Origin of the sequence: Aeribacillus composti (assembly GCF_007827555.1) — a bacterium.
Taxonomy (GTDB): Bacteria; Bacillota; Bacilli; order Bacillales; family Aeribacillaceae; genus Aeribacillus; species Aeribacillus composti.
The window spans coordinates 1-24,697 of record NZ_VISS01000034.1 but is presented as its reverse complement, the minus strand read 5'-3'; the positions used below and the strand labels follow the sequence as shown (position 1 = coordinate 24,697).

The window sequence follows — 24,697 nt, the reverse complement described above, 5'->3', positions numbered from 1 at the left end:
AGGAGTGAACAGCTTGTCAATTTTCGTCAGTCAACTGTTTAACGGGTTGAGCCTTGGGTCGATCATGTTATTGATCGCCCTTGGCTTAGCTATAACGTTTGGCTTAATGAATGTCATCAACATGGCCCACGGTGAATTAATTATGGTCGGTGCGTATGCAACCTATGTAATGCAGCTCATTTTTTCTAAATATTTGCCGGAAAGCTTGTTTAATTATTACTACTTTATTGCTATACCGATTTCATTTCTCGTTGCTTCGTTTATCGGTTATCTGCTTGAAAAAGGAATCATTCGTTTTCTATATAATCGACCAACAGACAGTCTTTTGGCCACTTGGGGAATTAGTTTGATTTTGCAGCAGATTGCCAGATCCATATTTGGCGCTCCGAATGTTGCGGTTGTTGCACCTGCTTGGATGGATGGAGGCTTGCAAATATTTGGCATTACATTGCCTTATAAAAGGTTGTTGATTTTAACTCTGTCAATCGTTTGTATTGCTTTGCTTTATTATTATTTAAACAAAACGTCTACCGGTTTGAGAATAAGAGCGGTCACGATGAATAGAAATATGGCCTCTTGTTTAGGAATTTCTACAAGAAAAATAGATTCTCTAGGCTTTGCTCTCGGAGCTGGATTAGCCGGAATCGCTGGTTGTAGCTTAACTTTATTAGGACCGATCGGCCCTACAATTGGAACGTACTATATTGTCGATGCGTTTATGGTTGTCATTTTAGGAGGAATTGGCGGATTGAAAGGGACGATTATCGGCGCATTTGGCATTGGAATGCTTAGCACTGTTGTTGAATATTCCTTCGGTGCCACGATGGCAAAAGTCATTGTATTTGCAGTGATCATTTTATTTTTGCAGTGGAAACCGTTAGGTATTTTCTCTTATCGCACAAGGGCATTGGATTAGGAGGACGGATTATGCGCAAAAAACAAATGATTTATCTGTTATTTTTCCTGATTTTACTTCTGGCCCCGTTTTATTTAACCGAATTCCGCTTAGCGTTGCTCGGAAAGTTTCTTTGCTATGCGATCATTGCAGTAGGAATCTGTCTTATTTGGGGGTACACCGGGATATTAAGCTTAGGTCACGGCGTGTATTTTGGGATTGGAGCTTATTGCATGGCGATGTATTTAAAATTGGAGGCTTCAAAAGGAGCGTTGCCGGATTTTATGGAATGGAACGGAGTGCAGGAGCTCCCGTGGTTTTGGAAGCTCTTCTTTAATCCTTTCTTTTCCATAATGGCAGCAATTTTCGTACCAGCTATGCTGGCAGCGGTTTTGGGAATGCTTACGTTTAAAAACCGGATCAAAGGCGTCTATTTTTCTCTTTTGTCACAGGCAGTCGTTGTAGTCGTCGTCACACTTTTAATTGCCAAACAGGATTTTACAGGCGGTACAAACGGATTAACCAATTTTAGCACCGTTTTTGGGTTTTCTTTATCCTCACCAATGGTTCAAATTGTTTTATATGCTATTACCGTTTTCGCTTTGTTTGCCATTTTTATGTTATCTGTTTGGATTACCAAAAGCAGACTTGGCCATGTATTAATTGCCATTCGGGACGGCGAAAACCGCCTTCGGTTTTTAGGATTTGATCCGGCTGTTTTTAAAGTGTTTATTTACAGTTTATCGGCTTCGTTTGCCGGAATAGCTGGCGCGTTGTTTGTTTTGCAGGTCGGTCTCATTTCTCCTTCGATGATGGATATTATCCCTTCAATTGAAATGGTTTTATGGGTAGCCATCGGCGGCCGTCATTCGTTATTCGGCGCCATAATCGGAGCGATTTTAACAAACGGAGCCAAAAGCTTTTTCAGTGAAACATATCCGGATGTTTGGCTTTTCTGCTTAGGCATTCTATTCATTTTGATCGTTGTTTTTTTCCCGAAAGGAATTGCCGGGTTGTTCGAAGCTTTTCCAAAGCGTTTTACGAAATTTTTTGAAAAAGGTGTGAAAAAAGGTGAATCCGATTCTGTCGTGTCATGATATTATTGTTGATTTTGACGGCTTTAAAGCGCTTCAAGGTGTCAATTTAGATGTTCATCACGGAGAAATTCGTTTTTTAATTGGTCCGAATGGTGCGGGCAAAACGACTCTTCTTGATGTCATCTGCGGCAAAACAAAAGCAGCAGATGGAAAAGTGATGTTTCAAGGAGTAGATTTGACAAAGCGGAGAGAGCACGAAATCGTTCGGCATGGAATCGCTAGAAAATTTCAAAATCCGTCCGTTTTTACTGAATTAACCGTATTTGAAAACATGGAATTATCGATCAAACAAAATAGAAATCTTTTTTCCGTTATGAAGGCGAAATTAACCGCGGAAGAAAAAGACGAAATTACGGTAATGCTAGAGAGAACCGATCTTTTAGATCGAGCTTATGACCCAGCAGGCTTGCTGTCCCACGGCCAGAAACAATGGCTTGAAATCGGCATGCAGCTGCTGCAAAAACCGGAAGTTTTACTTCTTGATGAACCGATTGCCGGCATGACTGGGGCGGAAAGGGAAAAAACCGGCTTGTTTATTCAAGAAATAGCTGAGAAATGCGCAGTGCTGATTGTTGAACATGATATGGATTTTGTTCGGAATTTTGCTGAACAGGTAACAGTTATGCATGAAGGGAAAATTTTGTGTGAAGGTTCCATGGAGGAAGTGCAGCAAAATGAGCTTGTTGCAGAGGTTTATTTAGGAAGGGAGGCAAAGGTGTGCTAAAAATATCTAGTTTGAAAGCAGGATATGATGAAACGATGGTGTTGAATAATGTCCATCTTGAAGTTGAAAAAGGAAAGGTCGTTTCCATTCTTGGAAGAAACGGGGCGGGAAAAACAACATTGATCAAAACAATTATTGGATTGTTAAAGCCGATGGACGGGACTATTTATTGGAATGATCAGGAGATTACACATGAGCTTCCGGAAAGGAGGGCAAAAAAAGGAATCGGATATGTTCCCCAAGGCAGGGAGATTTTCTCTTCACTGACTGTGGAAGAAAATCTCATTTTAGGCTTTGAAGCTGTTTCGAAAAAGATAGAAAAAACGCTTGTTTTAGAGGGAATTTTCGAGCTTTTTCCTGTTTTAAAGGAAATGTTGAAGAGAAAAGGAGGAGATTTAAGCGGCGGGCAGCAGCAGCAATTGGCCATTGCGAGGGCTCTTGCCGGGCAGCCCGAGCTATTATTGCTGGACGAACCGATGGAAGGGATTCAACCATCTATAGTAGAGCAAATACAGGAGGTCATTGTAAAAATTGCGTCAGAAAAAGGAATTGGCGTCGTTTTAGTTGAGCACAGCATAGATTCAGCATTTGCCTGTTCTGATGAATACTATATTTTGGACAAAAGAACTGTTGTATCAAAGGGTGTAGTAAAAAACACAAATATTGAAGACATTCAACAATATTTAGTAGTTTAATTTAAAACTTCCTCCTCCCCCTAGAAAAATTTTTTTAAATTTTCCATGTTAAAAAATGTAACATAACACTTGGTGTTTCACATAGTGTGAATTATATTTGTAATAAAAAATAACATAAAAACACACCTTTTATCTTCAAACCATTGAGGGAAATGGAATGTAAGAAAATCGTGTTATTTTTGATTGTCTGTTAGAAAGGGAGGGTGTTATGAAGCTGACAGCCCGAGAGCAGGAAAAATTGATGGTCGTTGTTGCTGCAGATTTAGCGCGCAGAAGGCAGAGAAAAGGCTTGAAGCTGAACTATGCGGAAGCAGTGGCCATCGTCACATATGAGATTATGGAGGGCGCAAGGGAAGGACGGACGGTTTCGGAGTTGATGCAATATGGCACAAAAATTTTAACTAGAGATGATGTGATGGAAGGCGTTCCGGAAATGATCGAAAATATCCAGGTGGAGGCAACATTTCCAGACGGAACGAAGCTTGTAACCGTCCATGATCCGATCCGGTAAAAGAGGTGAAAAAATGATTCCAGGGGAATATCGATTAAAATCAGCTCCGATTGTTTGCAATAAAGGGAAAGAGGCGATCAAGCTCAATGTTGTCAATAGAGGGGACCGTCCAGTACAAGTCGGTTCGCATTTTCATTTTTATGAAGTAAACAGGGCGCTCGAATTTGACCGGCAGTTGGCGTTCGGCAGGCATTTAAACATTCCGTCCGGAACGGCGGTAAGGTTTGAGCCGGGCGATGCGAAAATCGTAGAGCTCGTTGAATTTTCGGGAAAAAAAGAAGTGTACGGTTTAAATAATTTGACGAACGGACCGTTGACAAAGGAGGCGGACAAATGAGTTTTCAAATGCCGCGCAAACAATATGCCGATATGTTCGGCCCGACAACTGGAGACAGCATTAGATTGGCTGATACGGAACTCTTCATTCAAATCGAAAAAGATTTTACCGTATACGGAGATGAAGTAAAATTCGGCGGTGGGAAAGTGATTCGCGACGGAATGGGACAGCATCCATTTGCCGAAAGGAAAGACGTGATGGATCTTGTTCTCACAAACGCCATTATTATTGATTATACAGGTATTTATAAAGCGGATATCGGCATTAAGGATGGGAAAATTGCCGCGATCGGAAAGGCGGGAAATCCATTATTGATGGATGGCGTCACAATGGTAATCGGAGCTTCAACCGAAATCGTTGCGGCAGAAGGAATGATTGTTACGGCAGGCGGAATCGATACCCATATTCATTTTATATGCCCTCAGCAAATTGAAACAGCTTTGACATCTGGAATTACAACAATGATAGGAGGAGGAACGGGGCCTGCAACAGGGACAAATGCAACGACTTGTACACCGGGTGAATGGAATATTTATAGAATGCTGGAGTCAGTTGAACATTTTCCTATGAATTTCGGCTTTTTAGGGAAAGGAAATTCATCCGGAAAAAAAGCGTTAGAGGAGCAAATCAAAGCAGGTGCAGTTGGTTTAAAACTGCATGAGGACTGGGGTTCAACACCGGCGGCGATCGATCAGTGTTTATCCGTAGCTGACGAGTATGATGTGCAAGTTGCCATCCATACAGATACGCTAAATGAAGCCGGTTTTGTAGAAGACACCATTGCAGCGATTAAAGACCGGGTCATTCATACATACCATACGGAAGGCGCAGGTGGGGGACACGCCCCGGACATTATGAAAATGGCCAGCCTGCCAAACGTTTTGCCTTCTTCGACAAATCCGACAAGACCGTTTACAGTCAACACGCTCGAGGAACATTTAGATATGCTGATGGTTTGCCATCATTTGGATCCGGCTATTCCTGAAGATATCGCCTTCGCCGATTCCCGCATTCGCAAAGAAACGATTGCGGCGGAAGATATTCTTCATGACCTTGGCGCATTCAGCATGATCAGTTCCGACTCGCAAGCGATGGGAAGGGTCGGCGAAGTGATTACGCGGACATGGCAAACCGCAGATAAAATGAAAAAGCAGCGGGGCTCCTTAAAGGGAGACGGCCAAGATCATGACAATTTCAGAGTGAAAAGATATGTGGCAAAATATACGATCAATCCTGCGATTGCCCACGGAATATCTGAATATGTCGGCTCTGTAGAAGTCGGCAAATTGGCGGATTTAGTTGTTTGGAATCCGGCCTTTTTTGGGGTGAAGCCGGAAATGATCATCAAGGGCGGAATGATTGCCTATAGTTTGATGGGAGACCCAAATGCATCCATTCCAACTCCGCAGCCTGTTTATTACCGTCCGATGTTCGGATCATTTGGCAAAGCTGTCTCACAAACATCGATCACATTTTTGTCAAAAGCAGCAATAAAAGCCGGCATTCCCGAAAAGTTAAAGTTGCAAAAAATCGTGAAACCCGTCAAAGGAGTTCGTACATTGACGAAAAAGGACATGGTTTTTAATGGTGAAACTCCTTCTATCGAAGTCGATCCACAAACGTATGAGGTAAAGGTGGACGGTGAATTGATCAATTGTGAGCCGGTTGAAGTTGTTCCGATGGCGCAAAGATATTTTCTGTTTTGAGGTGAAGACGGATGATTATTAAAGAAATACTTGGAAATATTTATGCAAAAGCAGTAAAGGAAAAACATGTGGAGCGCGTCTATTTAAGAAGCGATGATCTGCTCAAAAGAATTCAACGAGTGAAAACAGACCACGGGAACGAAATAGGGATTCGTTTAAAGGAAGAAAAGAAGCTGGAAGATGGTGACATTTTATATGAAGATGAAAACAATATGATCATTATTTCTGTCCTGCCTGAAGATGTCCTTGTCATTTGTCCGGCTACGCTGAAAGAGATGGGAGAAATTGCACATCAAATCGGCAACAGACATTTGCCGGCTCAGTTTGAAGGAAATGAAATGATCGTGCAATACGATCATCTTGTAGAACAACTTGCAAACGAGCTGAACATTCCTTGCAAACGGGAGAAACGAAAAATAAAACAACCTTTTCGATATGTCGGACATCATCACCATGATTGATTGGCTGCCTTTATTGCAGATATGCGATTCAAACTTTCCTTCCGGAGCCTTCTCCCACTCGTTCGGATTCGAAACATATATTGTTGAGCAGAAAATAAAAGATGCAAGTACATTTAAAAGTTTTTTAAAAACGTACATTGACAAGCAGCTCGTCTATACGGACGGACTGGCTTGCCGGCTTGCATATCAATTTGAAAAAGAAGGGAAACAAGAGGAGCTTTGGAAGCTGGATGAGATTCTTTACGCCAGCTCAATGGCTAAAGAAACGAAAGAAGGAAACCGAAGAATTGGCGAGCAAATGCTGAAGCTTTGTTTAAATATTTACCCTCATCCAACACTGCAACAATATGCTCAAAAAATAAAAGCGAAGGAGCTTTACGGACATGCGGCTCTCGTTTTTGCCATTGTCGGGATAAAAATAGGAGCGGATGAAAAAACAACGCTTGTAACGTATTTGTATTCCACTATTCAAACGCTTGTACAAAACGGAGTCCGCGGCATTCCGATCGGTCAAAAAGAAGGGCAGCTGCTATTAAAAGATTTGCAGGAGGATGTGAGGAGAGCTGTTTTAAAAATTGGCAAACTATCGATCGACGATTTAGGTGCGCAATTACCTGGCCTTGAAATTGCACAAATGAGGCATGAGCAATTGCATGTAAGACTTTTTATGTCTTAACAGACTGTTTTCAGAGTTTCATTATTTTTACAAACTCTCTGCATGCTTGGCTGAAGCGAAAAGGTTGGAAAGCGTAAGAAGCGATCTGCTTCTTTTCAAAAAAAACTGCAAAGCTTGATCAAAAGTTAAGGGGGGAAAGATTTGGGGCTAATCCCGAATCAGTCGAAATGGAACCTATACGAATCGGAATTGGAGGGCCAGTAGGAGCCGGCAAAACGCTGCTAGTGGAAAAATTGACTCGCTATTTGTCAAAGGAATTCAGTGTTGCTGTTGTCACTAATGATATTTATACAAAAGAGGATGCCTTATTTTTAATAAAAAACAGCGTTCTTCCGGAGGATCGGATTATCGGCGTCGAAACAGGCGGCTGTCCCCATACGGCCATTCGTGAGGATGCATCGATGAATTTTGCGGCAATTGATGAGTTAAAAGAAAGACACGAGGATTTAGATATGATTTTTGTTGAAAGCGGTGGAGATAACTTAGCGGCAACCTTCAGCCCGGAATTAGTCGATTTCTCCATTTATATTATTGATGTTGCCCAAGGGGAAAAAATCCCAAGAAAAGGGGGACAAGGGATGATTAAGTCTGATTTGTTTATCATCAATAAAATCGACCTCGCTCCTTATGTCGGTGCAAGTCTTGAAATCATGGAACAAGATACGAAAATGATGCGGGGGGAGCGGCCGTTCTTTTTTACTAATTTAAAGGAAGAAATTGGTTTGGATAATGTGATCAATTGGATTAAACGAAATGCGCTGCTGGCAGGGTTGTAGAAATGGAAGGAATTTTGCAGATTCGCGCGGAGCAAAAAGGGGAGCGGACCGTAATTACGGATCACTTTTTTCAGGGAGCTTTGAAAATGACAAAGCCGGTCTATACGGAATCGTCGATACCGATCGTTTATGTGATTCATGTCGGCGGCGGATGTGTAGACGGGGATGAATACGCACAAGAAATTTCCTTAGGTGAAAAGGCAAGGCTTGCGGTGACGTCACAATCTTCAACGAAAATTTATAAAACACCGAAAAAACCTGTCAAGCAGAAATTCTTGTTTACATTGCAAAAAGACAGCGTGCTGGAATGTTTGTCAGATCCGTTGATCGTTTATGAACAGGCTCGCTTTGAGCAGGAAACCATCGTCCATATGGAAAAGGGTGCAGCCTTTTTGTACAAAGAAATTATTACGCCGGGCTGGTCTGAAACCGGGCAGCCGTTCTGTTTCGATGCAATTCGGCTAAAATTAAAAGTTTATAAGGAAAATCGATTGATTTTGTTCGATCATTTTTATCAACAAGGGGATCGGGGAATTGATCAATTATTGAATATGGTAGGCTATACACATTACGGTTCGTTCCTCGTTATTTCTGACGAAGTGGATGATAAATTAATGGAAAAGATTTCATGCCATTTGCAGGGAGGACCGTTTGATGGACGGATCGGCATTTCAAGATTTTTGCCATCTGCCTTTATGATTAGAATTTTAGGAAACCATACCGATCACATTGAGGGGCTGTTTTTGGAAGTTCACCGATTGGCGAGAGCTTATCTATTAAAAGAACCTCCAATCCTATTACGAAAATATTAAAGAGATAAATAGAAGAGGTGAAAAATGTGTCAGTCAATTTTTTATCCGTGCTTTTTTTCGGATTGATTCTCGGGATGAAACATGCAACTGAACCGGATCATGTGATTGCTGTGTCCACAATTGCCAGCAGGACAAAAACTTTAAAGAAATCCAGTTTAACAGGAGTATATTGGGGAATTGGACACACCGCTACCCTTTTGTTGATCGGGATGATCGTGATCGGATTAAAAACAGCTATTCCGGAGAAGGTTTCATTGACATTGGAATTATTCGTCGGGATTATGTTAGTGATTTTAGGAATTTTAAGTCTTCGCGATGGTAGGCACAAACTGGCGCGAAACGATGAAACGGAATATACAAATATTAAATCATTGATCATCGGTTTTATTCACGGTTTGGCAGGAAGCGCGGCAATGGTGCTGTTAACGATGACAACTGTTGAAAGCTATTTTCAAGCGTTTTTATACATCTGCATTTTCGGAGTCGGGACGATCATCGGCATGTTTTGTTTTACAACCATTCTCGGCCTGCCGTTTATTCTCGGAAGCAAAGTGAAAAAATATGTTCCGTTCATTTGCTCGCTTGCCGGAGCAATTAGTATATTATACGGCACCTTTTATATTTATGAAATCGGCTTTAAAGACGGATTGTTTATATAAATCGATTAATTGCTTAAAACCTCGTTTGGATCACTCCATCCAAATGGGGTTTTTTCATGTGTATTGGGATTATTTACTAAATCATTAAAGTATTGTATTCTTTTAATAATCATCCACATTTTTTGTAGAAACTGGTTCGTAAATCAAATATATGTAAAGAGGCGAAAAATCGCCAACCTAAAAAATCCGCGAAACTGTGAGATAGAGGTGGTTAGATGAGCTCAGCCGTTCAATTTCAAATCCCCTTTCCCTATTTTGTCATGTCCCCCAACGAAGAAATCCTCTTTGGCAACGAAGTATTCAATGAATACGTCCGTACTTCTACTAAACATAAAAAAATACACGACATATTTCATATATGGGAAGAATTCAAACATGGAAAAGTTGTGCGAACGGAGGTGGAAGGGAAAAGCTGCATGTTTCTGAAAACGAAAATAGAAGAATCTCAACATTTCTTTTATATAGGGACTTTTTCCTTAGATTTAATTTCATTGCTTGATGAGTTAAAAGAGACCCATCGCCTTAACCGTGAATTAGACGCCATTATCGAAAACTCTTACGACGGCATTTATATTACGGATAAAGAAGGTGTTACGATTAAAACGAATTCGGCAATCGAACGAATTACTGGAATTCCAAAAGAATACTATATTGGGAAAAAGGTAGATTATCTCCAAAAGAGAGGGATTTTAAAAGACTCTGTAACTCATAAAGTTTTGAAAACAAAAAGAACGGTGTCAGTTGTCCAACTAAACTATTCAGGAAGAGAAACATTGTTAACAGGCAATCCGATTTTTAACGAAAACGGCGAAGTTGAGGGAGTTGTCACAAATATTCGCGACTTGTCCGAATTAAATGAGCTCCAGAAAGCCTTAAAAAAAGCAAATGAATTAAATGAGACATATAAAAAAGAGATTGACCGATTAAAAAGAAACAAGGAAGATGAGCATGATGTCGTTGTCAATAGCCAGCAGATGAAATTCATTTACGACACTGCCAATCGAATTATCAATGTAGATGCAACCGTATTGATTTTAGGCGAAACGGGCGTTGGGAAGGATGTGTTGGCTCGGCATATTTATGACAATAGCGAAAGAAGGTTTAAAGGGGAATTTGTTAAGGTCAATTGCGGAGCCATTCCCCCTGAATTATTGGAATCTGAGCTTTTTGGATATGAAGGCGGCGCTTTTACCGGAGCGAATGCAAAGGGAAAACAAGGTTTGTTTGAGGCGGCTGACAAGGGCGTGCTGTTTTTAGACGAAGTGGGAGAATTGCCATTAAACTTGCAAGTCAAATTATTGCGCGTGATTCAAGAAAGAGAAGTACAAAGGTTGGGTGGTACGAAAACAAAAAAGGTAGACGTGAGAATTATTGCAGCAACAAATCGTGATTTGAAAGAAATGGTCAAAAAAGGGGAGTTTCGAGAAGATTTATTTTATCGTTTAAATGTCGTCCCGATTCACATCCCTCCTCTAAGAGAAAGAAAAGAGGACATTTTGCCATTAGTAGAAGTGTTTTTGCGAAATGTAAACAAAAAATATCGGAAGCAAAAGAAAATAGACCCTGAATTAAAAGACTTTTTTTACCATTACCATTGGCCGGGAAACATTCGCGAGCTGTCCAATTTGATTGAAAGAATTGTGCTCGTAAATCGGGATCAATTGTTAAAGGTTCATCATTTGCCGCCGGAATATCAAAATGAAAATACGTTCCATTCGAATATTCCATCTTTAAAGGAAGCGATGGAGCAAGCTGAAAAGAATATTTTAAGAATGGCTTGTAAAAAATATAAAACGACGTATGAAATAGCGGAAGCACTGCAAACGAGTCAGCCAACAGTGGTTCGAAAGCTGAGAAAATACAACTTAAATATAAATGGTCATGAAAACTAGCATGCAAAGATCATTTATACTCCTCTTAAACAATGCTGATAAAAATAAATTTACTCCAATCTTTTTCAAGAAAGGATTGGAGTTTTTTTGTGAATCAAAACTGATTTGATCGATTCATATTTGAATCAAATATTTTTCCGAGAAATAAAGACTTTTCTACAAAGTGATTTATTTATGAATTATTTTCCCCCGCTGCATTTCGGAAAAAAGCAATAAAACGATCATGTGCCATTGGCACGCTTATTGCTTATAAAAAAATGAAAACTTGTTGAGGAGGAAGCTGCATGCTTGAAACAACGATACAGGAAATCGACCAGATGAAGCAAATGGTGAAGCAGTTTGTGGACAATGAAGTAGAACCATATGCTCAACAAATAGAAGAAGAGGATCAAATTCCCCAACATATCATCGATCAAGCGAAAGAACTGGGCCTGTTCGGAATCAGTATTCCTGAGGAGTACGGCGGGATCGGTTTAAATACGCTTGGTAAAGCGATCGTTCTTGAGCAGCTTGGTCGTACGCATAACGGCTTTGTCAGCATGATAAGTGCACATACAGGAATCGGTAGCACAGGATTAGTGAAGCTCGGTTCTGATGAATTAAAAAGAAAATATTTACCAGCAATGGCGGCCGGAGAAAAAATAGCCTGTTTTGCCTTGTCCGAGCCTGGGGCTGGTTCGGATGCTACAAATATTTCAACAAGGGCGGAAAAGAAGGGAGATTACTGGGTTTTAAACGGAATCAAACATTTTATAACAAATGCCCCGATAGCTGATATTTTTACCATTTTTGCGGTAACGGATAAGGAGAAAGGAGCGAAAGGCGGGATTACAGCCTTTGTCGTTGAAAGGGATTTTCCTGGATTAATCATAGGGAAAAAAGATAAAAAAATGGGATTAAGAGGATCTCATACAGCACAAGTCATTTTGGAAAATTGCATAGTTCCAGAAGAAAACGTTATTGGCGAGGTTGGCAAAGGATATATATCAGCCTTAAAAATTTTGGCAGAAGGACGGATTGGGCTGGCGGCCAGGTCGGTCGGCTCGTGTGATAAGCTTATTGAGCTGTCAGCTGCCTATGCAAAAGAAAGAATCCAGTTTGGGAAGCCGATTGCTCATTTTCAAGCGGTTCAATGGATGCTTGCGGATATGGCGACAGAAACAGAAGCGGCTCGAACGTTAACGTTAAAGGCCGCACAGATGGTGGACGAAGGGAAAAATGTGATGAAAGAAGCAGCAATGGCCAAACTATTTGCTTCTGAAGTCTTTAACCGTGTTGCAGATCGCGCTGTCCAAATTCATGGCGGGATGGGGTATGTATCGGAATATCCAGTTGAACGGTACTATCGGGATGCCAGAATTACAAAAATATATGAAGGAACCAATGAGATTCAAAGAATCATTATCGCAAGAAAAATTCTCGAAGAAGTTTAAGGAAAGGCAGTGAATGGCTTGTGCTAAATAAACTTTTTCATATTCGCGATCAAGTGGCCGTCGTTACCGGCGGCGGGACCGGGCTGGGAAAACATATGGCAGAGGCTTTAGCAGCATCAGGCTGTCATGTGGCGATTTGTTCCCGAAAGGTTGAAACTTGCAGGCAAACAGCTGAAAACATTCAAAAACAATACAATATTCACGCGAAAGGGTATCAATGCTTCGTTCAAAATGAAGAAAGCGTCCGGCAATTTATAACCGAGGTGATCAATGATTTTGGCAAAATCGATATTTTAATCAACAATAGCGGCACAACTTGGGGAGCCGATGTTGAAGACATGCCGCTTGAGGCTTGGCAAAAAGTGATCGATGTGAATATAACAGGTACTTTCCTCATGTCGAAAGAAGCAGGCAAGCATATGATTAAACAACAATATGGAAAAATTATCAATATTGGTTCTGTTGCCGGATTAAAAGCTGAATCTCCTGAAATTTTAAATGCGACCGGTTACAGCGTAAGCAAAGCAGCCATTCATCATTTTACAAAAGAGCTAGCCCGTAAGTGGGCAAAGCACAACATTTATGTTAATGCGATTGCTCCGGGATTTTTCCATACAAAAATGACAGATTATACCCTTCGCCAAAAAGGAGACGAAATAAAAAAACGCAACCCGTTAGGAAAAATCGGGGATACGGATTCATTAAAGGCATTGGTGCTCTTTTTTGCAAGCCCTGCCAGCAATTATGTGACAGGCCAAATTGTCGCAATTGATGGAGGCAGTTCTCTGTAAGAACGGGGAACTGTTAGATGCTTTGGTTGAATCGGATTCAGGTGGGAAGCTTTTGGCAATTTTGTTTCGAGATAAGAGGAAAAGAAGTGCCTTCTAACGAATTAATTTTATGAAAATTCAGAAAAAATAACGGCATAGATGTGAACAGTTTTGAACGTTAAGGGTCATAAACTGAAAAGAAGCTATTTGTCTTCAATAAAAAGCGCAGGAGGTTGCAATTTTGGAATTGCTAGAAGGACGCCCGTGGAGCAAATGGTATAAAGATCAACCGTCAACATTCAATTTTCCAGAAGTATCTTTATACAATTTTTTGGAGCAAACTTCAAAGCGATTTGGCAAAAACATTGCCGTCATTTTTGAAAATGAAGAAATCACTTATAACGAGTTAAAATGCCGAGTCGATCAACTAGCTGCAGCATGGAACGAAATGGGGCTTCAAAAAGGGGAAAGAATCGGGTTAATGCTTGCCAACCATCCTCATTATATTATCTCATATTACGCAGCACTTGCATTAGGTTTAACCGTTGTGCAAATTAACCCATTTTACACGGTTAGGGAGCTTTTGCAAATTATTGTTGATTCACAAATCTCATATATAGTGGCTGATGAAAACGCTTTAATAAAAATAAAAGAAGCAAAACACATATATCCTTTTAAAAAGATCTTCGTTTCTCAAAAAAACACGGAAGAAAAAGATCGGCAATTTATCGATTTGAAAGCCTTAATAGATTATTCTAAACAGCTTGAAAAATGTACGGATGTCCAAGCAAAAGAGGATGTGGCAGTGATTCAGTATACTGGCGGGACTACAGGGAAAATGAAAGGTGCGATGCTGACACATTATAATTTAACCTCCAATGTCATTCAAAGTTATTTGATGTATGGCGATAAAATGATTTTCGGAGAAGAAATCATTTTGACGGCAATCCCTTTGTATCATGTTTATGCGATGACATGTGCGATGAATTTAGGGATTTACATTGGTGCCAAAATACTGTTGTTCCAAAAGTTTGACGTTCAAGATATTCTTGAAAAAATACAGAAATATCGGCCAAGTCAATTTCCAGGCGTTCCGAAGATGTATAACGCATTTGTCAATCACCCTGACATCGATCAATATGATTTAAAAAAACTAAAAGTTTGCACTTCAGGTTCAGCACCTTTGCCGGTGGAGGTGTTAAGACGTTTTGAAAAGCTGACAGGAGCGGCAATTGGTGAAGGGTACGGCTTGTCCGAAGCTTCGCCGACCACCCACCGCAATCCGCCATTTGGAAAACGGGTAGTTGGAAGCATCGGCATTCCGTTGCCGGCTACAGATTGCAAAATTGTCGATGAAAATGATCATGAGCTAGGTCCGAAAATGATCGGGGAGCTCTTAATTAAAGGGCCGCAAGTGATGAAAGGGTACTGGAACAATGAGGCGGAAACCAAACAGGCTATTCAAAACGGATGGCTTTATACAGGGGATTTGGCCATGATGGATGATGAAGGATATTTCTATATTGTCGGCAGAAAGAAAGAAATGATCATCGTTGGCGGATTTAATGTATATCCGCAAGAAGTCGAAAGCGTTTTATATGAGCATCCAAATGTAAAAGAAGCAGCAGTTGTCGGGATTCCTCATCAAAACGAAGGGGAAATCGTGAAGGCGTATATTGTTCCGAAACATAATAGCGAAATGGACATTGAAGAATTAAAAGGATTTTGTTATGCCAAATTAGCAAGATATAAAGTGCCAAAAGAATTCGAGATTCGTGACAGCCTTCCGAGAAATTCGGTTGGAAAACTATTAAAAAGAATATTAGTAGAAGAGGAAAAATCACAGAAAAGAAATGTTTGAAGCTTTTTAAAAAACGATCAGCTGAAAAATTGGCAGCGGTCAGCACATTAAGTTCTAAAAAAAGACTGGAGTGATAAATATGAACATATGCGTTTTGATCAAACGAACGTTTGATACGGAAGAGAAAATTATATTGACTGATGGAATCATTCAGGAGGAAGGAGCAGAATTTATCATCAATCCATATGACGAGTACGCCATTGAAGAAGCCATTCAAATTCGCGATGAACAAGGCGGAGAAGTAACAGCTGTTATGGCTGGAAATGAAGACGGTGAAAAGGAATTGCGTACAGCTCTTGCAATGGGGGCAGATAAAGCAGTTCTCATTAATCTTGAGGAGGATGTTGAGGATGGAGACCAATGGACGACAGCAAAAGTTCTTTCAACCTATTTAGAAGGAAAGAACTATGACCTTATTTTAGCCGGTAATGTAGCGATTGACGGCGGAAGCGGCCAAGTAGGACCTCGCGTTGCCGAACTGCTTGGAATACCTTATGTAACAGCGATCACAAAGCTAGAAATTGACGGAAGAAAAGTAAAAATTGAGCGTGATGTCGAAGGGGATGTAGAAGTGATTGAAGCGTCGCTTCCTTTGCTGGTCACCGCTCAACAAGGATTGAATGAGCCCCGTTATCCATCTTTGCCAGGCATTATGAAAGCAAAGAGAAAGCCGCTGGAGCAATTAGAATTAGATGACTTGGATTTGGAAGAAGATGATGTCGAGCCAAAAACGAAAGTATTAGAAATCTTCTTACCTCCTAAAAAAGAGGCGGGCAAGATATTAAAAGGTGAATTAGAAGATCAGGCAAAAGAACTTGTTTCATTATTAAGAAGCGAAGCAAATATCATTTAATCACGACAAAGGGGAGATGAGGATGGCAAGAAAAGTAATCGTTTTAGGAGAGATCCGCGATAAAGCGCTGCGCAATGTTTCGTTTGAAGCAATTGCAGCTGCAAAAGTGTTAGCAAACGGAGGAGAGGTTGTTGGAATTTTAATAGGTGAAAAAGCAGCAAATCTTGCTTCAGACATGATAGCCTATGGAGCGGATCGGGTGGTAGTGGCGGAAAATGAAAAATTTAATCATTATACTCCTGATGGGTATGCTCAAGCGCTGATGGCAGTGATTGAGGAGGAAAAACCAGAAGGAATTGTCTTCGGTCATACGTCACTAGGAAAAGATCTTTCACCGAAAATTGCCGCAAAATTAAACGCAGGGCTCGTCTCTGATGTAACAGCTATTGAGGCAGACGGTGACAATATCACCTTTATACGACCCATCTATTCGGGAAAAGCATTCGAAAAGAGAGTGGTAACAGAGGGGATTATGTTGGTTACTGTTCGACCAAACAATATAGCGCCATTGGAGAAAAATGAGGAAAGAACAGGTAAAGTTGCTTCCATATCGGTTGAAATAAAAGACTTGCGCACGATCGTAAAGGACGTCGTTCGAAAAGCTGCTGAAGGTGTTGATCTTTCAGAAGCAAAAGTAATTATCGCCGGAGGTCGTGGAGTGAAAAGTGCAGAAGGCTTTAAACCGCTCCAAGAGCTTGCGGAAGTATTGGGAGGAGCTGTCGGGGCATCCCGCGGAGCTTGTGACGCTGGATATTGCGATTATTCGATGCAGATCGGCCAAACTGGCAAAGTAGTTACACCTGATTTATATATTGCCTGCGGAATATCTGGAGCGATTCAACATTTAGCCGGCATGTCCAATTCAAAAGTGATTGTCGCCATTAATAAAGATCCGGAAGCAAACATATTTAAAGTGGCGGATTACGGAATTGTCGGTGACTTGTTTGACGTGGTCCCAATGTTGACAGAGGAATTTAAAAAGTTAAAGGTCCTCAGTTTCTAAACCGCATTAAAAATTTGGTTTTCCTGAAGATCGGAATTTCCATTCAAAAGTCTTGTGCTGTTTTTAGCAAAGCTGCCATGAAGAGAGAGAGGATTAGGGAAAATCTCTATATGCTAGATAGTTATTCGGAAAACGGGTGCGATTCGCAGCATGAAAGGAAAGCGTTTTTAAAATGTTGAAAGGTTTCCCTCATGGAATGAATTTGTCTTGTCGGCACTTTTGATCAAACGGCTAACTTGTTTACATGTATTGCAAGCATCTTGGGTGAACCGTTTCTATGACAGAGTGAGGCGGACAGAGATGGACGATTCGGCATCATCCAACCGGTTTGCTCGAATAAACCATCAGTGAAGCAAGCTTTAAATTGGGGACAAAAGAGGTGAAAAAATGGATTTTCAGCTGGATGAAGAGATCGAATTGTTAAAAAGAAATGTGCGAGATTTTGTTCAAGCAGAAGTCGAAGCAGTTGCGAAACAAATTGAAGAAGAAGATAAAATCCCCGAACATATTGTGGAAATGTCCAAGGAACTGGGCTTGTTTGGATTAAGCATCCCCGAAGAATACGGCGGGCTTGGAATCGGGATGGTGGGGAAATGTGCTTTATATGAAGAAATTGGCGCCACCCATAACGGTTTTACAACATTAATCGGAGCACACACTGGCATCGGCACAGTCGGAATTGTCGAAATGGGCAATGAAGAGCAAAAGAAAAAATACTTGCCAGCCATGGCGCGGGGGGAGAAAATAGGAGCATTTGCTTTGACGGAGCCAAGCGCTGGTTCCAATGCAACCAACTTAAAAACGACCGCGATCAAAAAAGGAGAAAAATATATTTTGAATGGCACAAAGCATTATATAACAAACGCTACGGTAGCGGATGTTTTCACCGTCATGGCCGTAACAGACGCATCTAAAGGATCAAAGGGAATCACTTCCTTTATCGTAGAAAAGGACTTCCCCGGCTTTCGTGTTGGAGCAGTTGAAAAGAAAATGGGGTTGAAAGGCTCTCATTCTGCTGAAATTATTTTAGAAGATTGCGAGGTTCCAGCTGAAAATATTTTAGGGGAGGAAGGCCAAGGATATGTGAATGCATTAAAAATTTTAGCGAATGGCCGAGCCGGATTAGCAGCCAGAAATTTAGGATCTTGTCAAAAGCTTTTAGACTTATCCGTTCAATATGCAAAAGAACGCATTCAATTTGATGTTCCGATTATTGAACACCAGGCTGTTGCTCACATGCTTGCAGAAATGGCAATGGAAATTGAAACATTGCGTTCATTTACCTACCGTGTTGCGTGGATGGTAGATCAAGGAATGAAAGTGATAAAAGAGGCAGCAATGTTAAAGCTATACGGGTCGGAAGTGTATAACCGTGTCGCAGATAAAGCTGTTCAAATTCATGGCGGTATTGGCTATATTTCAGATTATCCAATTGAAAGATTTTATCGAGATGCCCGGATTACGAGAATTTATGAAGGAACATCGGAAATTCAAAAAAACATCATTGCCCGCCAATTACAAAAGGAATACGGCCAATAACCATTATGGTCATGCTGTAAATGCAAGTGTTTCGAAACGGATAACAATAGATTACTGGAAAAATAATATAAAAAAAATTAAAAAGCTGCTCTCTGGGGAGGAACGTACATGGAGAACATAGTCATTGCCAGCGCTGTTCGAACAGCGATCGGCCGGTATGGCGGAGCATTAAAGGATATCAATTCCGGATTTTTGGCTAGTCATGTTATCAAAGAGGCAATAAATAGAGCAAAAATCGGGCCAACCCAAGTAGATGAAGTGATTTTAGGCGAGGTAAGGCAAACGACGGAATCTTCAAATGTTGCCAGAGTCGCCGCATTGCGGGCAGGAATCCCTGAAACGGCAACCGCCTTTACTGTGAATCGTTTATGCGCCTCAGGAATGCAGGCAATCGCTTCAGCTGTACAGCAAATTTTAACAGGCCATGCGGAAATTGTCGTTGCCGGCGGCACGGAAAATATGTCAAGGGCGCCTTTCTATTTAAGAGGTGTTCGCTTTGGCACGGGACAGCCGTATTTGGTAGATTCCAATACTGAGGCAGGTCAGCAGCCGAATGAAATCTATGGAGATCAGCTGGGAATGGGCATAACCGCAGAAAATGTTGCGGAAAAATATAATATTTCACGGAAAGAACAAGATTTATTTGCATTAGAAAGCCAAAAGCGCGCAGAGAGAGCCATCCAAGAAGGGAATTTTCAAGCTGAAATTGTTCCGATTGAAATAAACAGCAAGAAAAATTCGTTCATTTTTCATACAGATGAACATCCGCGCCCGAATACAACCTTGGAAAAATTGCAGCAATTAAAACCGGCCTTTCGTCATAACGGAACGGTGACAGCAGGTAATGCGTGCGGCAGAAATGACGGCGCGAGCGCATTGGTCATCATGAGCGAAGAAAAGGCAAAAAGGTTGAACATTCAGCCATTAGCCCGGATTGTAAATTGGGCGCAATCAGGCGTATCCCCGGAAATTATGGGGATCGGACCCGTTCCAGCGGTGCAAAAATTGCTGGAGCGAACAGGAAAAAAGATGGAAGATATCGATTTAATCGAACTGAATGAAGCGTTTGCTTCTCAGGCGCTTGCAGTCATTCGCGAACTAAACCTTGACTATGACAAAGTAAATGTGAATGGAGGGGCGATCGCTCTCGGCCACCCTTTAGGTGCGACCGGAGCACGGATTGTCACGACATTGCTTTATGAAATGATGCGAAGAAATAACCGATATGGTATAGCAACTCTTTGTGTAGGCGGTGGACAGGGAATGGCCATGCTGATTGAAAATTTGATCGTTTAAAAATCAACCGCTTCAAAGCCCCTGATCAAAATCCGCTGCAAAGGGATATACATTCTGGCCGGTAGTATAGGAGAATCAATAGTTCATCTTAATTGGAAAAGGGTGGAGAGATTAACATGAACTTACGTCTATCTGAAGAACAAAAAATGGTTCAAAAAACGATAAAAAAATTTGTTGAAAAAGAGTTAATGCCTTTGGAAAATGAAGTGCTCAGAAATGAAAGGGAAGGAAAGCCCAGCCTTCCGCCTGGCAAGCTTGAAGAGCTTCAGCTGAAAGCGAAAGAAGCTGGTTTTTGGGGAATTAACACACCAGCCGAATACGGAGGAGCAGATTTAGGAAATGTTATGCTGGCGATCGTCTATATGGAGGTTGCGAAAACGTTTGTACCATTTAAATTTGGCGGTTCAGCAGATAATATTCTTTACTATGCAAATGAAGAGCAAAAGAAAAAATATTTAATACCGACGATCAATGGGGAGAAGAAGTCATGCTTTGCCATGACTGAGCCAAGTGCAGGGTCAGATACACGAAACATAAAGATGACTGCCGTAAAAGACGGCGATGAGTGGGTGCTGAACGGTGAAAAAACGTTCATCACTGGCGGAAACGAAGCAGACTTTGTCATGGTCATTGCCATTACAGATAAAGAAAAGCATAAAGAATCCAATGGCCGTGAAGGGGTTACATGCTTCATTGTTGATCGAGAAATGGGGTGGAGATCAGAGTATATTCATACGATGGGAGAATGGGGACCGGCCGGGCTGGTGTTTGAAAATGTTCGCGTCCCGGAAGAAAATATTTTAGGTGGATTGCATAAAGGCTATAGCCTTGGACTGGAATGGATCGGCTTTGCTAGATGGGTTGTCGGAGCAAGAGCAGTCGGCGCAGCTGAGCGTCTTTTGCAAATGGCGATCGACTACGCAAAAGAGCGCATTACTTTTGGAAAACCGATTGCTGAAAGACAGGCCATTCAATGGCAAATTGCTGATTCAGCTGTTGAAATCGAAGCGGCAAAATGGCTGGTATTAAATGCTGCCTATACTCTTGATCAAGGAGAGGATAATCGGCATTTAGCTTCGATGGCGAAGCTGTTTGGCGCAAATATGGGGAATCGAGTAGTGGATCGAGTTTTACAAATTCACGGCGGAATGGGATATACAAGAGAATTGCCAATTGAAAGATGGTACCGGGAAGCAAGGCTTTGGAGAATTTATGACGGTACAGATGAAATTCAACGTATGATCATTGCAAGAAACCTTTTAAAAGGACATGTAAAAATCGGTCAATTTATTTAACCATTCATGAAACGTCACTTTAATACAAATTTAACCGGAAATGACGAAATTTTTCGAAAATATGGTTAGGAGGAGCAGAAATGGCTGGTCGATTTGATGGGAGAGTTGCTTTTATAACAGGAGGAAGCCGTGGGATCGGCAAAAGTATTGTCGAGCTTTTCGCTGAGGAAGGAGCAAAAGTGGCATTTATTGATCTAAATGAGGAAGCGTTAAAGGCCACAGCAAATGAACTGAAAGAAAAGGGATTTGAGGTTTTTGCAAAAGCGGCGGATGTGACTGATCGAGAACAAGTGGAAGGTACGATGGAAGAGGTCGTGAATACCTTCGGTTCCATAGATATTCTTGTCAACAATGCCGGTGTCATTCGAGATAATTTATTGTTCAAGATGACAGATTCTGATTGGGACACCGTGATGAATGTTCATTTAAAAGGTTCTTTTTACTGCGCACGGGCTGCTCAAAAATATATGGTTGAAAAAAAATACGGACGGATTGTTAATATTTCATCGACTTCCGCTCTCGGCAACCGCGGCCAAGCAAATTATGCAACAGCAAAAGCAGGGATCCAAGGATTTACCAAAACGCTTGCCATTGAGCTTGGCAAGTTTGGGATTACGGTAAATGCGGTTGCGCCTGGATTTATTGAAACTGATATGACGAAGGAAACAGCTAGAAGAATCGGCGTGCCGTTTGAGCAGTTTGTAAGCGCTAGAGCTGCCAATATACCTGTAGGCAGAAGTGGAAAGCCGTTTGATATTGCAAACGCGGTAGCATTTTTTGCAGATGAAAGATCGTCTTTTGTGAACGGGCAAGTGTTATATGTAACCGGGGGCCCGAAAAACTAGAAATCGACGGGGGTGGTTCCAAATGTTTGAACAGCATATCGGAAAGTGTTCTAACAAGGTAAAAAATATCGTTGAAAGTGGTGCTGTAAAGAAATTTGCCGAAGCTATCGGAGATCCTCACCCGATTTTCATCGATGAAGAAACAGGAAAAAAATCACGCTATCAACGCAATATTGCACCGCCGACATTTCCGAGAGTATTTGATTTTGGGGTAATTGCCGGATTGAATCTGCCGAAAAAAGGGCTAATTCATGGTGAGCAGGTGTTTCATTATGTACGGCCGTTAATAGTAGGAGAAGAAATTTTTTGTTGGTTAAAAGTGGAGGATTATGTTGAGAAAATGGGAAAGAGCGGTAAAATGGGATTTTTAGTCCTCAAAGGCTTTGGAGAAGATCCAACCGGTGAAATAATTTTTACTTCTAAACAAACGATTATTATTACGGAAGCGGTTCGAAAGGAGATGATCGTTTGAACAGCCTGTCTGATTTACAAGAGGGGAAGTCATTACAAGTCATTCAGCTCAAACCTGTTTCAAGATTAGATTTAATTAAATACGCTGGAGCTTCAGGCGATTATAACCCGATTCATACAATAGATGAAGAAGCAAGAAAAGCTGGTTTGCCGGGCATTATAGCACATGGCATGTGGACAATGGGGAATCTGGCAAAACTTTTTACCCCTTATTATCATGAAGGGTTTGTGAAGGATTATTCTGTAAGATTTATAGGGAAAGTGTTTCTAAATGATGTGATCACGTTGAAAGCGACATTAAAAGAAAAATTCGACCAACAATACCGTTTTGATGTGGCGGCCGTAAATCAACATGACAGCGAAGTCGTAAAAGGAGAGGTCATCTTTTCGAAATATTAAGGAGAAAGTTTGAGGGGGCCCTACATTACTGTCAAAAAGTTCACTATTGTTGGGATCAGCAGACCAAAACGTATTAATGTAAGTTTTCGCTTGATCTAAAAGTGCAGTACGTAAACTTCTAGTGCATGAGGAAAAAGCTGCCGTAATACGTTTTTACAATCTAAGCTGGACGACATAGATTCAAGTTTTTTCAAAAGCTTTAAACTGCAAGGTGAAAGAAAGCATATAAAGGAGGCGCGAGATTAGTGAAGAGAGATGCCGTGATTGTTTCGGCTGTACGTACAGCAATAGGAAAACAAGGCAGTGCACTTGCTTCCGTTCCGGCACACGTGCTTGGAGCTGAAGTGATAAAAGAAGCGGTAAGACGGGCTAATATTCGACCAGATATGATAGATGATGTGATTTTTGGGAATGTATTAAGCGGCGGCGGAAATATTGCCAGGCTGACTGCACTGCAAACAGGTTTATCGATTGAAATTCCCGGCGTAACCGTTGATCGGCAATGCGGTTCTGGCATTAATGCGGTAAACCTTGCCTCACAGGCAATCCGGGCTGGAGATGGGGATGTGTATATTGCCGGCGGAACCGAAAGCATGAGTCGAGCGCCATATTTAATGGACCGACCGGAAAAACCATATAGTCCGAAGCCCCCAAGCTTTCGGAAGTCCCAATTGTCACCAAAGGAAATTGGTGATCCGCCAATGGGAATTACTGCAGAAAATCTTGCGAAAAAGTATGGGATCAGTCGTGAAGAACAGGATGCATTCGCTTTTAAGAGCCAGCAAAAAATGGCCGCCGCCATGAAGGAGGGGCGGTTTGACGAGCAAATTGTTCCGATAGCCATCCCTGTCAAAAAAGGAGAGCCGATCGTTTTTCAAACGGATGAACATCCTCGTCCTCAAACGACGATGGAGGCTTTGTCAAAGCTGCCGCCGGCTTTTTTAGAAGGCGGAACAGTTACGGCTGGAAACAGCTCTGGTTTAAATGATGCCGCTTCAGCATTAGTTGTTATGTCAAGGGAAAAGGCAGAGGAATTAAGTTTAACCCCGTTGGCAGCCATTCGCGAGTATGCTGTCGCTGGAGTAGATCCAAATATTATGGGGATTGGCCCCGTTCCAGCAACAAAAAAGGTGCTGAAAAAAGCAGGACTGACTTTGGACGATATCGATCTCATTGAAATAAATGAGGCGTTTGCCGCTCAAGTCATCGCATGCGACAGGGAGTTAAATATAAACCCTGAAAAATTAAATGTAAACGGCGGAGCGATTGCTCACGGCCATCCGCTTGGTGCGACGGGCGCGATCTTAATCACAAAAGCTGTCTATGAACTGCAGCGAACAGGAGGAAGGTATGCTTTAATAACAGCCTGCATCGGCGGGGGACAGGGAATTGCAACGATTATCGAACGGGAATAACAAAAGTAAAAACTGCCTCTCTTCGCCTCTTAATAGAAAATAGAAAAATTTTTAAGATAATAATCAAAACAAGTATTAAAGAAACGGTTCATTTGATAGGTGTGGCAATGAGATTATTTTGTTTACAAAGAAAAAATTGTTAAAAATATTTGCATCAGTTCCATTGAAAATCTATTGAAACCTGTAGTTGAGCAATTTTCATTACAATAATTACCATGTAAAAAGAGACAAACGGAGTACCCCTTATGCCACATGAAGCTGTTTTTTAACGACATC

The 24,697-nt window shown here is 41.3% G+C and carries 25 protein-coding genes; all 25 read left to right on the top strand.

Annotated features, from left to right (window positions below; genetic code table 11):
- Positions 1 to 13: 13 nt before the first annotated feature.
- The 25 genes from urtB (at position 14) to FB379_RS15350 (ending at position 24,421) form a co-directional block, all read left to right on the top strand.
- Complete coding sequence (urtB, locus tag FB379_RS15470; protein WP_144598340.1) at positions 14 to 916, top strand: urea ABC transporter permease subunit UrtB; 903 nt, start codon at positions 14 to 16, stop codon at positions 914 to 916.
- A gap of 11 nt (positions 917 to 927) precedes the next feature.
- The gene (urtC, locus tag FB379_RS15465; RefSeq protein WP_144598339.1) at positions 928 to 1,992 is read left to right on the top strand and encodes an urea ABC transporter permease subunit UrtC; all 1,065 of its coding nucleotides are present in this window, start codon (positions 928 to 930) and stop codon (positions 1,990 to 1,992) included.
- Positions 1,967 to 2,716 (top strand): urea ABC transporter ATP-binding protein UrtD, encoded by a 750-nt coding sequence (gene urtD / locus FB379_RS15460; RefSeq protein WP_144598338.1) that lies wholly within the window; start codon positions 1,967 to 1,969, stop codon positions 2,714 to 2,716. Before urtC ends, urtD begins: the two co-directional genes overlap by 26 nt.
- Positions 2,710 to 3,411, top strand: a complete 702-nt coding sequence (urtE, locus tag FB379_RS15455) for an urea ABC transporter ATP-binding subunit UrtE (RefSeq protein WP_144598337.1) — start codon at positions 2,710 to 2,712, stop codon at positions 3,409 to 3,411. The genes urtD and urtE overlap by 7 nt, the downstream gene beginning before the upstream one ends.
- A 208-nt stretch (positions 3,412 to 3,619) precedes the next feature.
- Entirely contained in the window at positions 3,620 to 3,922 is a 303-nt protein-coding gene (locus tag FB379_RS15450; protein WP_144598336.1) for an urease subunit gamma, read from the top strand.
- A gap of 13 nt (positions 3,923 to 3,935) precedes the next feature.
- The gene (locus tag FB379_RS15445) at positions 3,936 to 4,259 is read left to right on the top strand and encodes an urease subunit beta (protein WP_144598335.1); all 324 of its coding nucleotides are present in this window, start codon (positions 3,936 to 3,938) and stop codon (positions 4,257 to 4,259) included.
- Complete coding sequence (ureC, locus tag FB379_RS15440; protein ID WP_144598334.1) at positions 4,256 to 5,965, top strand: urease subunit alpha; 1,710 nt, start codon at positions 4,256 to 4,258, stop codon at positions 5,963 to 5,965. Before FB379_RS15445 ends, ureC begins: the two co-directional genes overlap by 4 nt.
- Positions 5,966 to 5,976: 11 nt before the next feature.
- Positions 5,977 to 6,426 carry an urease accessory protein UreE gene (gene ureE, locus FB379_RS15435; RefSeq protein ID WP_144598333.1) on the top strand — a complete coding sequence of 150 codons (450 nt, stop codon included), beginning with the start codon at positions 5,977 to 5,979 and terminating at the stop codon, positions 6,424 to 6,426.
- The gene (locus FB379_RS15430; protein ID WP_144598332.1) at positions 6,419 to 7,102 is read left to right on the top strand and encodes an urease accessory protein UreF; all 684 of its coding nucleotides are present in this window, start codon (positions 6,419 to 6,421) and stop codon (positions 7,100 to 7,102) included. The genes ureE and FB379_RS15430 overlap by 8 nt, the downstream gene beginning before the upstream one ends.
- Positions 7,103 to 7,269: 167 nt before the next feature.
- Positions 7,270 to 7,878, top strand: coding sequence for an urease accessory protein UreG (gene ureG / locus FB379_RS15425; RefSeq protein WP_063386865.1), 609 nt, complete (start codon positions 7,270 to 7,272; stop codon positions 7,876 to 7,878).
- Positions 7,879 to 7,880: 2 nt separating this feature from the next.
- On the top strand, positions 7,881 to 8,690 hold the full coding sequence (locus FB379_RS15420) for an urease accessory protein UreD (RefSeq protein ID WP_144598331.1): 810 nt from the start codon (positions 7,881 to 7,883) through the stop codon (positions 8,688 to 8,690).
- 26 nt (positions 8,691 to 8,716) lie between these two features.
- Complete coding sequence (locus FB379_RS15415) at positions 8,717 to 9,349, top strand: HoxN/HupN/NixA family nickel/cobalt transporter (RefSeq protein WP_130158577.1); 633 nt, start codon at positions 8,717 to 8,719, stop codon at positions 9,347 to 9,349.
- A gap of 215 nt (positions 9,350 to 9,564) precedes the next feature.
- Complete coding sequence (locus FB379_RS15410; RefSeq protein WP_144598330.1) at positions 9,565 to 11,241, top strand: sigma-54 interaction domain-containing protein; 1,677 nt, start codon at positions 9,565 to 9,567, stop codon at positions 11,239 to 11,241.
- Positions 11,242 to 11,525: 284 nt separating this feature from the next.
- Complete coding sequence (locus tag FB379_RS15405) at positions 11,526 to 12,674, top strand: acyl-CoA dehydrogenase family protein (RefSeq protein WP_144598329.1); 1,149 nt, start codon at positions 11,526 to 11,528, stop codon at positions 12,672 to 12,674.
- A gap of 20 nt (positions 12,675 to 12,694) precedes the next feature.
- The gene (locus FB379_RS15400; protein WP_144598328.1) at positions 12,695 to 13,465 is read left to right on the top strand and encodes an SDR family oxidoreductase; all 771 of its coding nucleotides are present in this window, start codon (positions 12,695 to 12,697) and stop codon (positions 13,463 to 13,465) included.
- Between the two features lie 220 nt (positions 13,466 to 13,685).
- Complete coding sequence (locus FB379_RS15395) at positions 13,686 to 15,305, top strand: long-chain-fatty-acid--CoA ligase (RefSeq protein ID WP_066248718.1); 1,620 nt, start codon at positions 13,686 to 13,688, stop codon at positions 15,303 to 15,305.
- Between the two features lie 79 nt (positions 15,306 to 15,384).
- Complete coding sequence (locus FB379_RS15390; protein ID WP_063386871.1) at positions 15,385 to 16,158, top strand: electron transfer flavoprotein subunit beta/FixA family protein; 774 nt, start codon at positions 15,385 to 15,387, stop codon at positions 16,156 to 16,158.
- Between the two features lie 22 nt (positions 16,159 to 16,180).
- The gene (locus tag FB379_RS15385; RefSeq protein WP_144598327.1) at positions 16,181 to 17,161 is read left to right on the top strand and encodes an electron transfer flavoprotein subunit alpha/FixB family protein; all 981 of its coding nucleotides are present in this window, start codon (positions 16,181 to 16,183) and stop codon (positions 17,159 to 17,161) included.
- Positions 17,162 to 17,548: 387 nt separating this feature from the next.
- Entirely contained in the window at positions 17,549 to 18,700 is a 1,152-nt protein-coding gene (locus tag FB379_RS15380) for an acyl-CoA dehydrogenase family protein (RefSeq protein ID WP_144598326.1), read from the top strand.
- A gap of 108 nt (positions 18,701 to 18,808) precedes the next feature.
- Complete coding sequence (locus FB379_RS15375) at positions 18,809 to 19,996, top strand: thiolase family protein (protein ID WP_144598325.1); 1,188 nt, start codon at positions 18,809 to 18,811, stop codon at positions 19,994 to 19,996.
- Between the two features lie 116 nt (positions 19,997 to 20,112).
- Positions 20,113 to 21,291, top strand: coding sequence for an acyl-CoA dehydrogenase family protein (locus FB379_RS15370; RefSeq protein ID WP_144598324.1), 1,179 nt, complete (start codon positions 20,113 to 20,115; stop codon positions 21,289 to 21,291).
- A gap of 80 nt (positions 21,292 to 21,371) precedes the next feature.
- Positions 21,372 to 22,136, top strand: a complete 765-nt coding sequence (locus tag FB379_RS15365) for a beta-ketoacyl-ACP reductase (RefSeq protein ID WP_130158406.1) — start codon at positions 21,372 to 21,374, stop codon at positions 22,134 to 22,136.
- Between the two features lie 22 nt (positions 22,137 to 22,158).
- Positions 22,159 to 22,608, top strand: coding sequence for a MaoC family dehydratase N-terminal domain-containing protein (locus tag FB379_RS15360; RefSeq protein WP_144598323.1), 450 nt, complete (start codon positions 22,159 to 22,161; stop codon positions 22,606 to 22,608).
- Entirely contained in the window at positions 22,605 to 23,006 is a 402-nt protein-coding gene (locus tag FB379_RS15355; RefSeq protein WP_130158402.1) for a MaoC/PaaZ C-terminal domain-containing protein, read from the top strand. The genes FB379_RS15360 and FB379_RS15355 overlap by 4 nt, the downstream gene beginning before the upstream one ends.
- Positions 23,007 to 23,251: 245 nt before the next feature.
- A complete protein-coding gene (locus tag FB379_RS15350; protein WP_144598322.1) occupies positions 23,252 to 24,421 on the top strand; it encodes a thiolase family protein in 1,170 nt (389 codons plus the stop codon).
- The last annotated feature ends 276 nt before the right edge of the window (positions 24,422 to 24,697 follow it).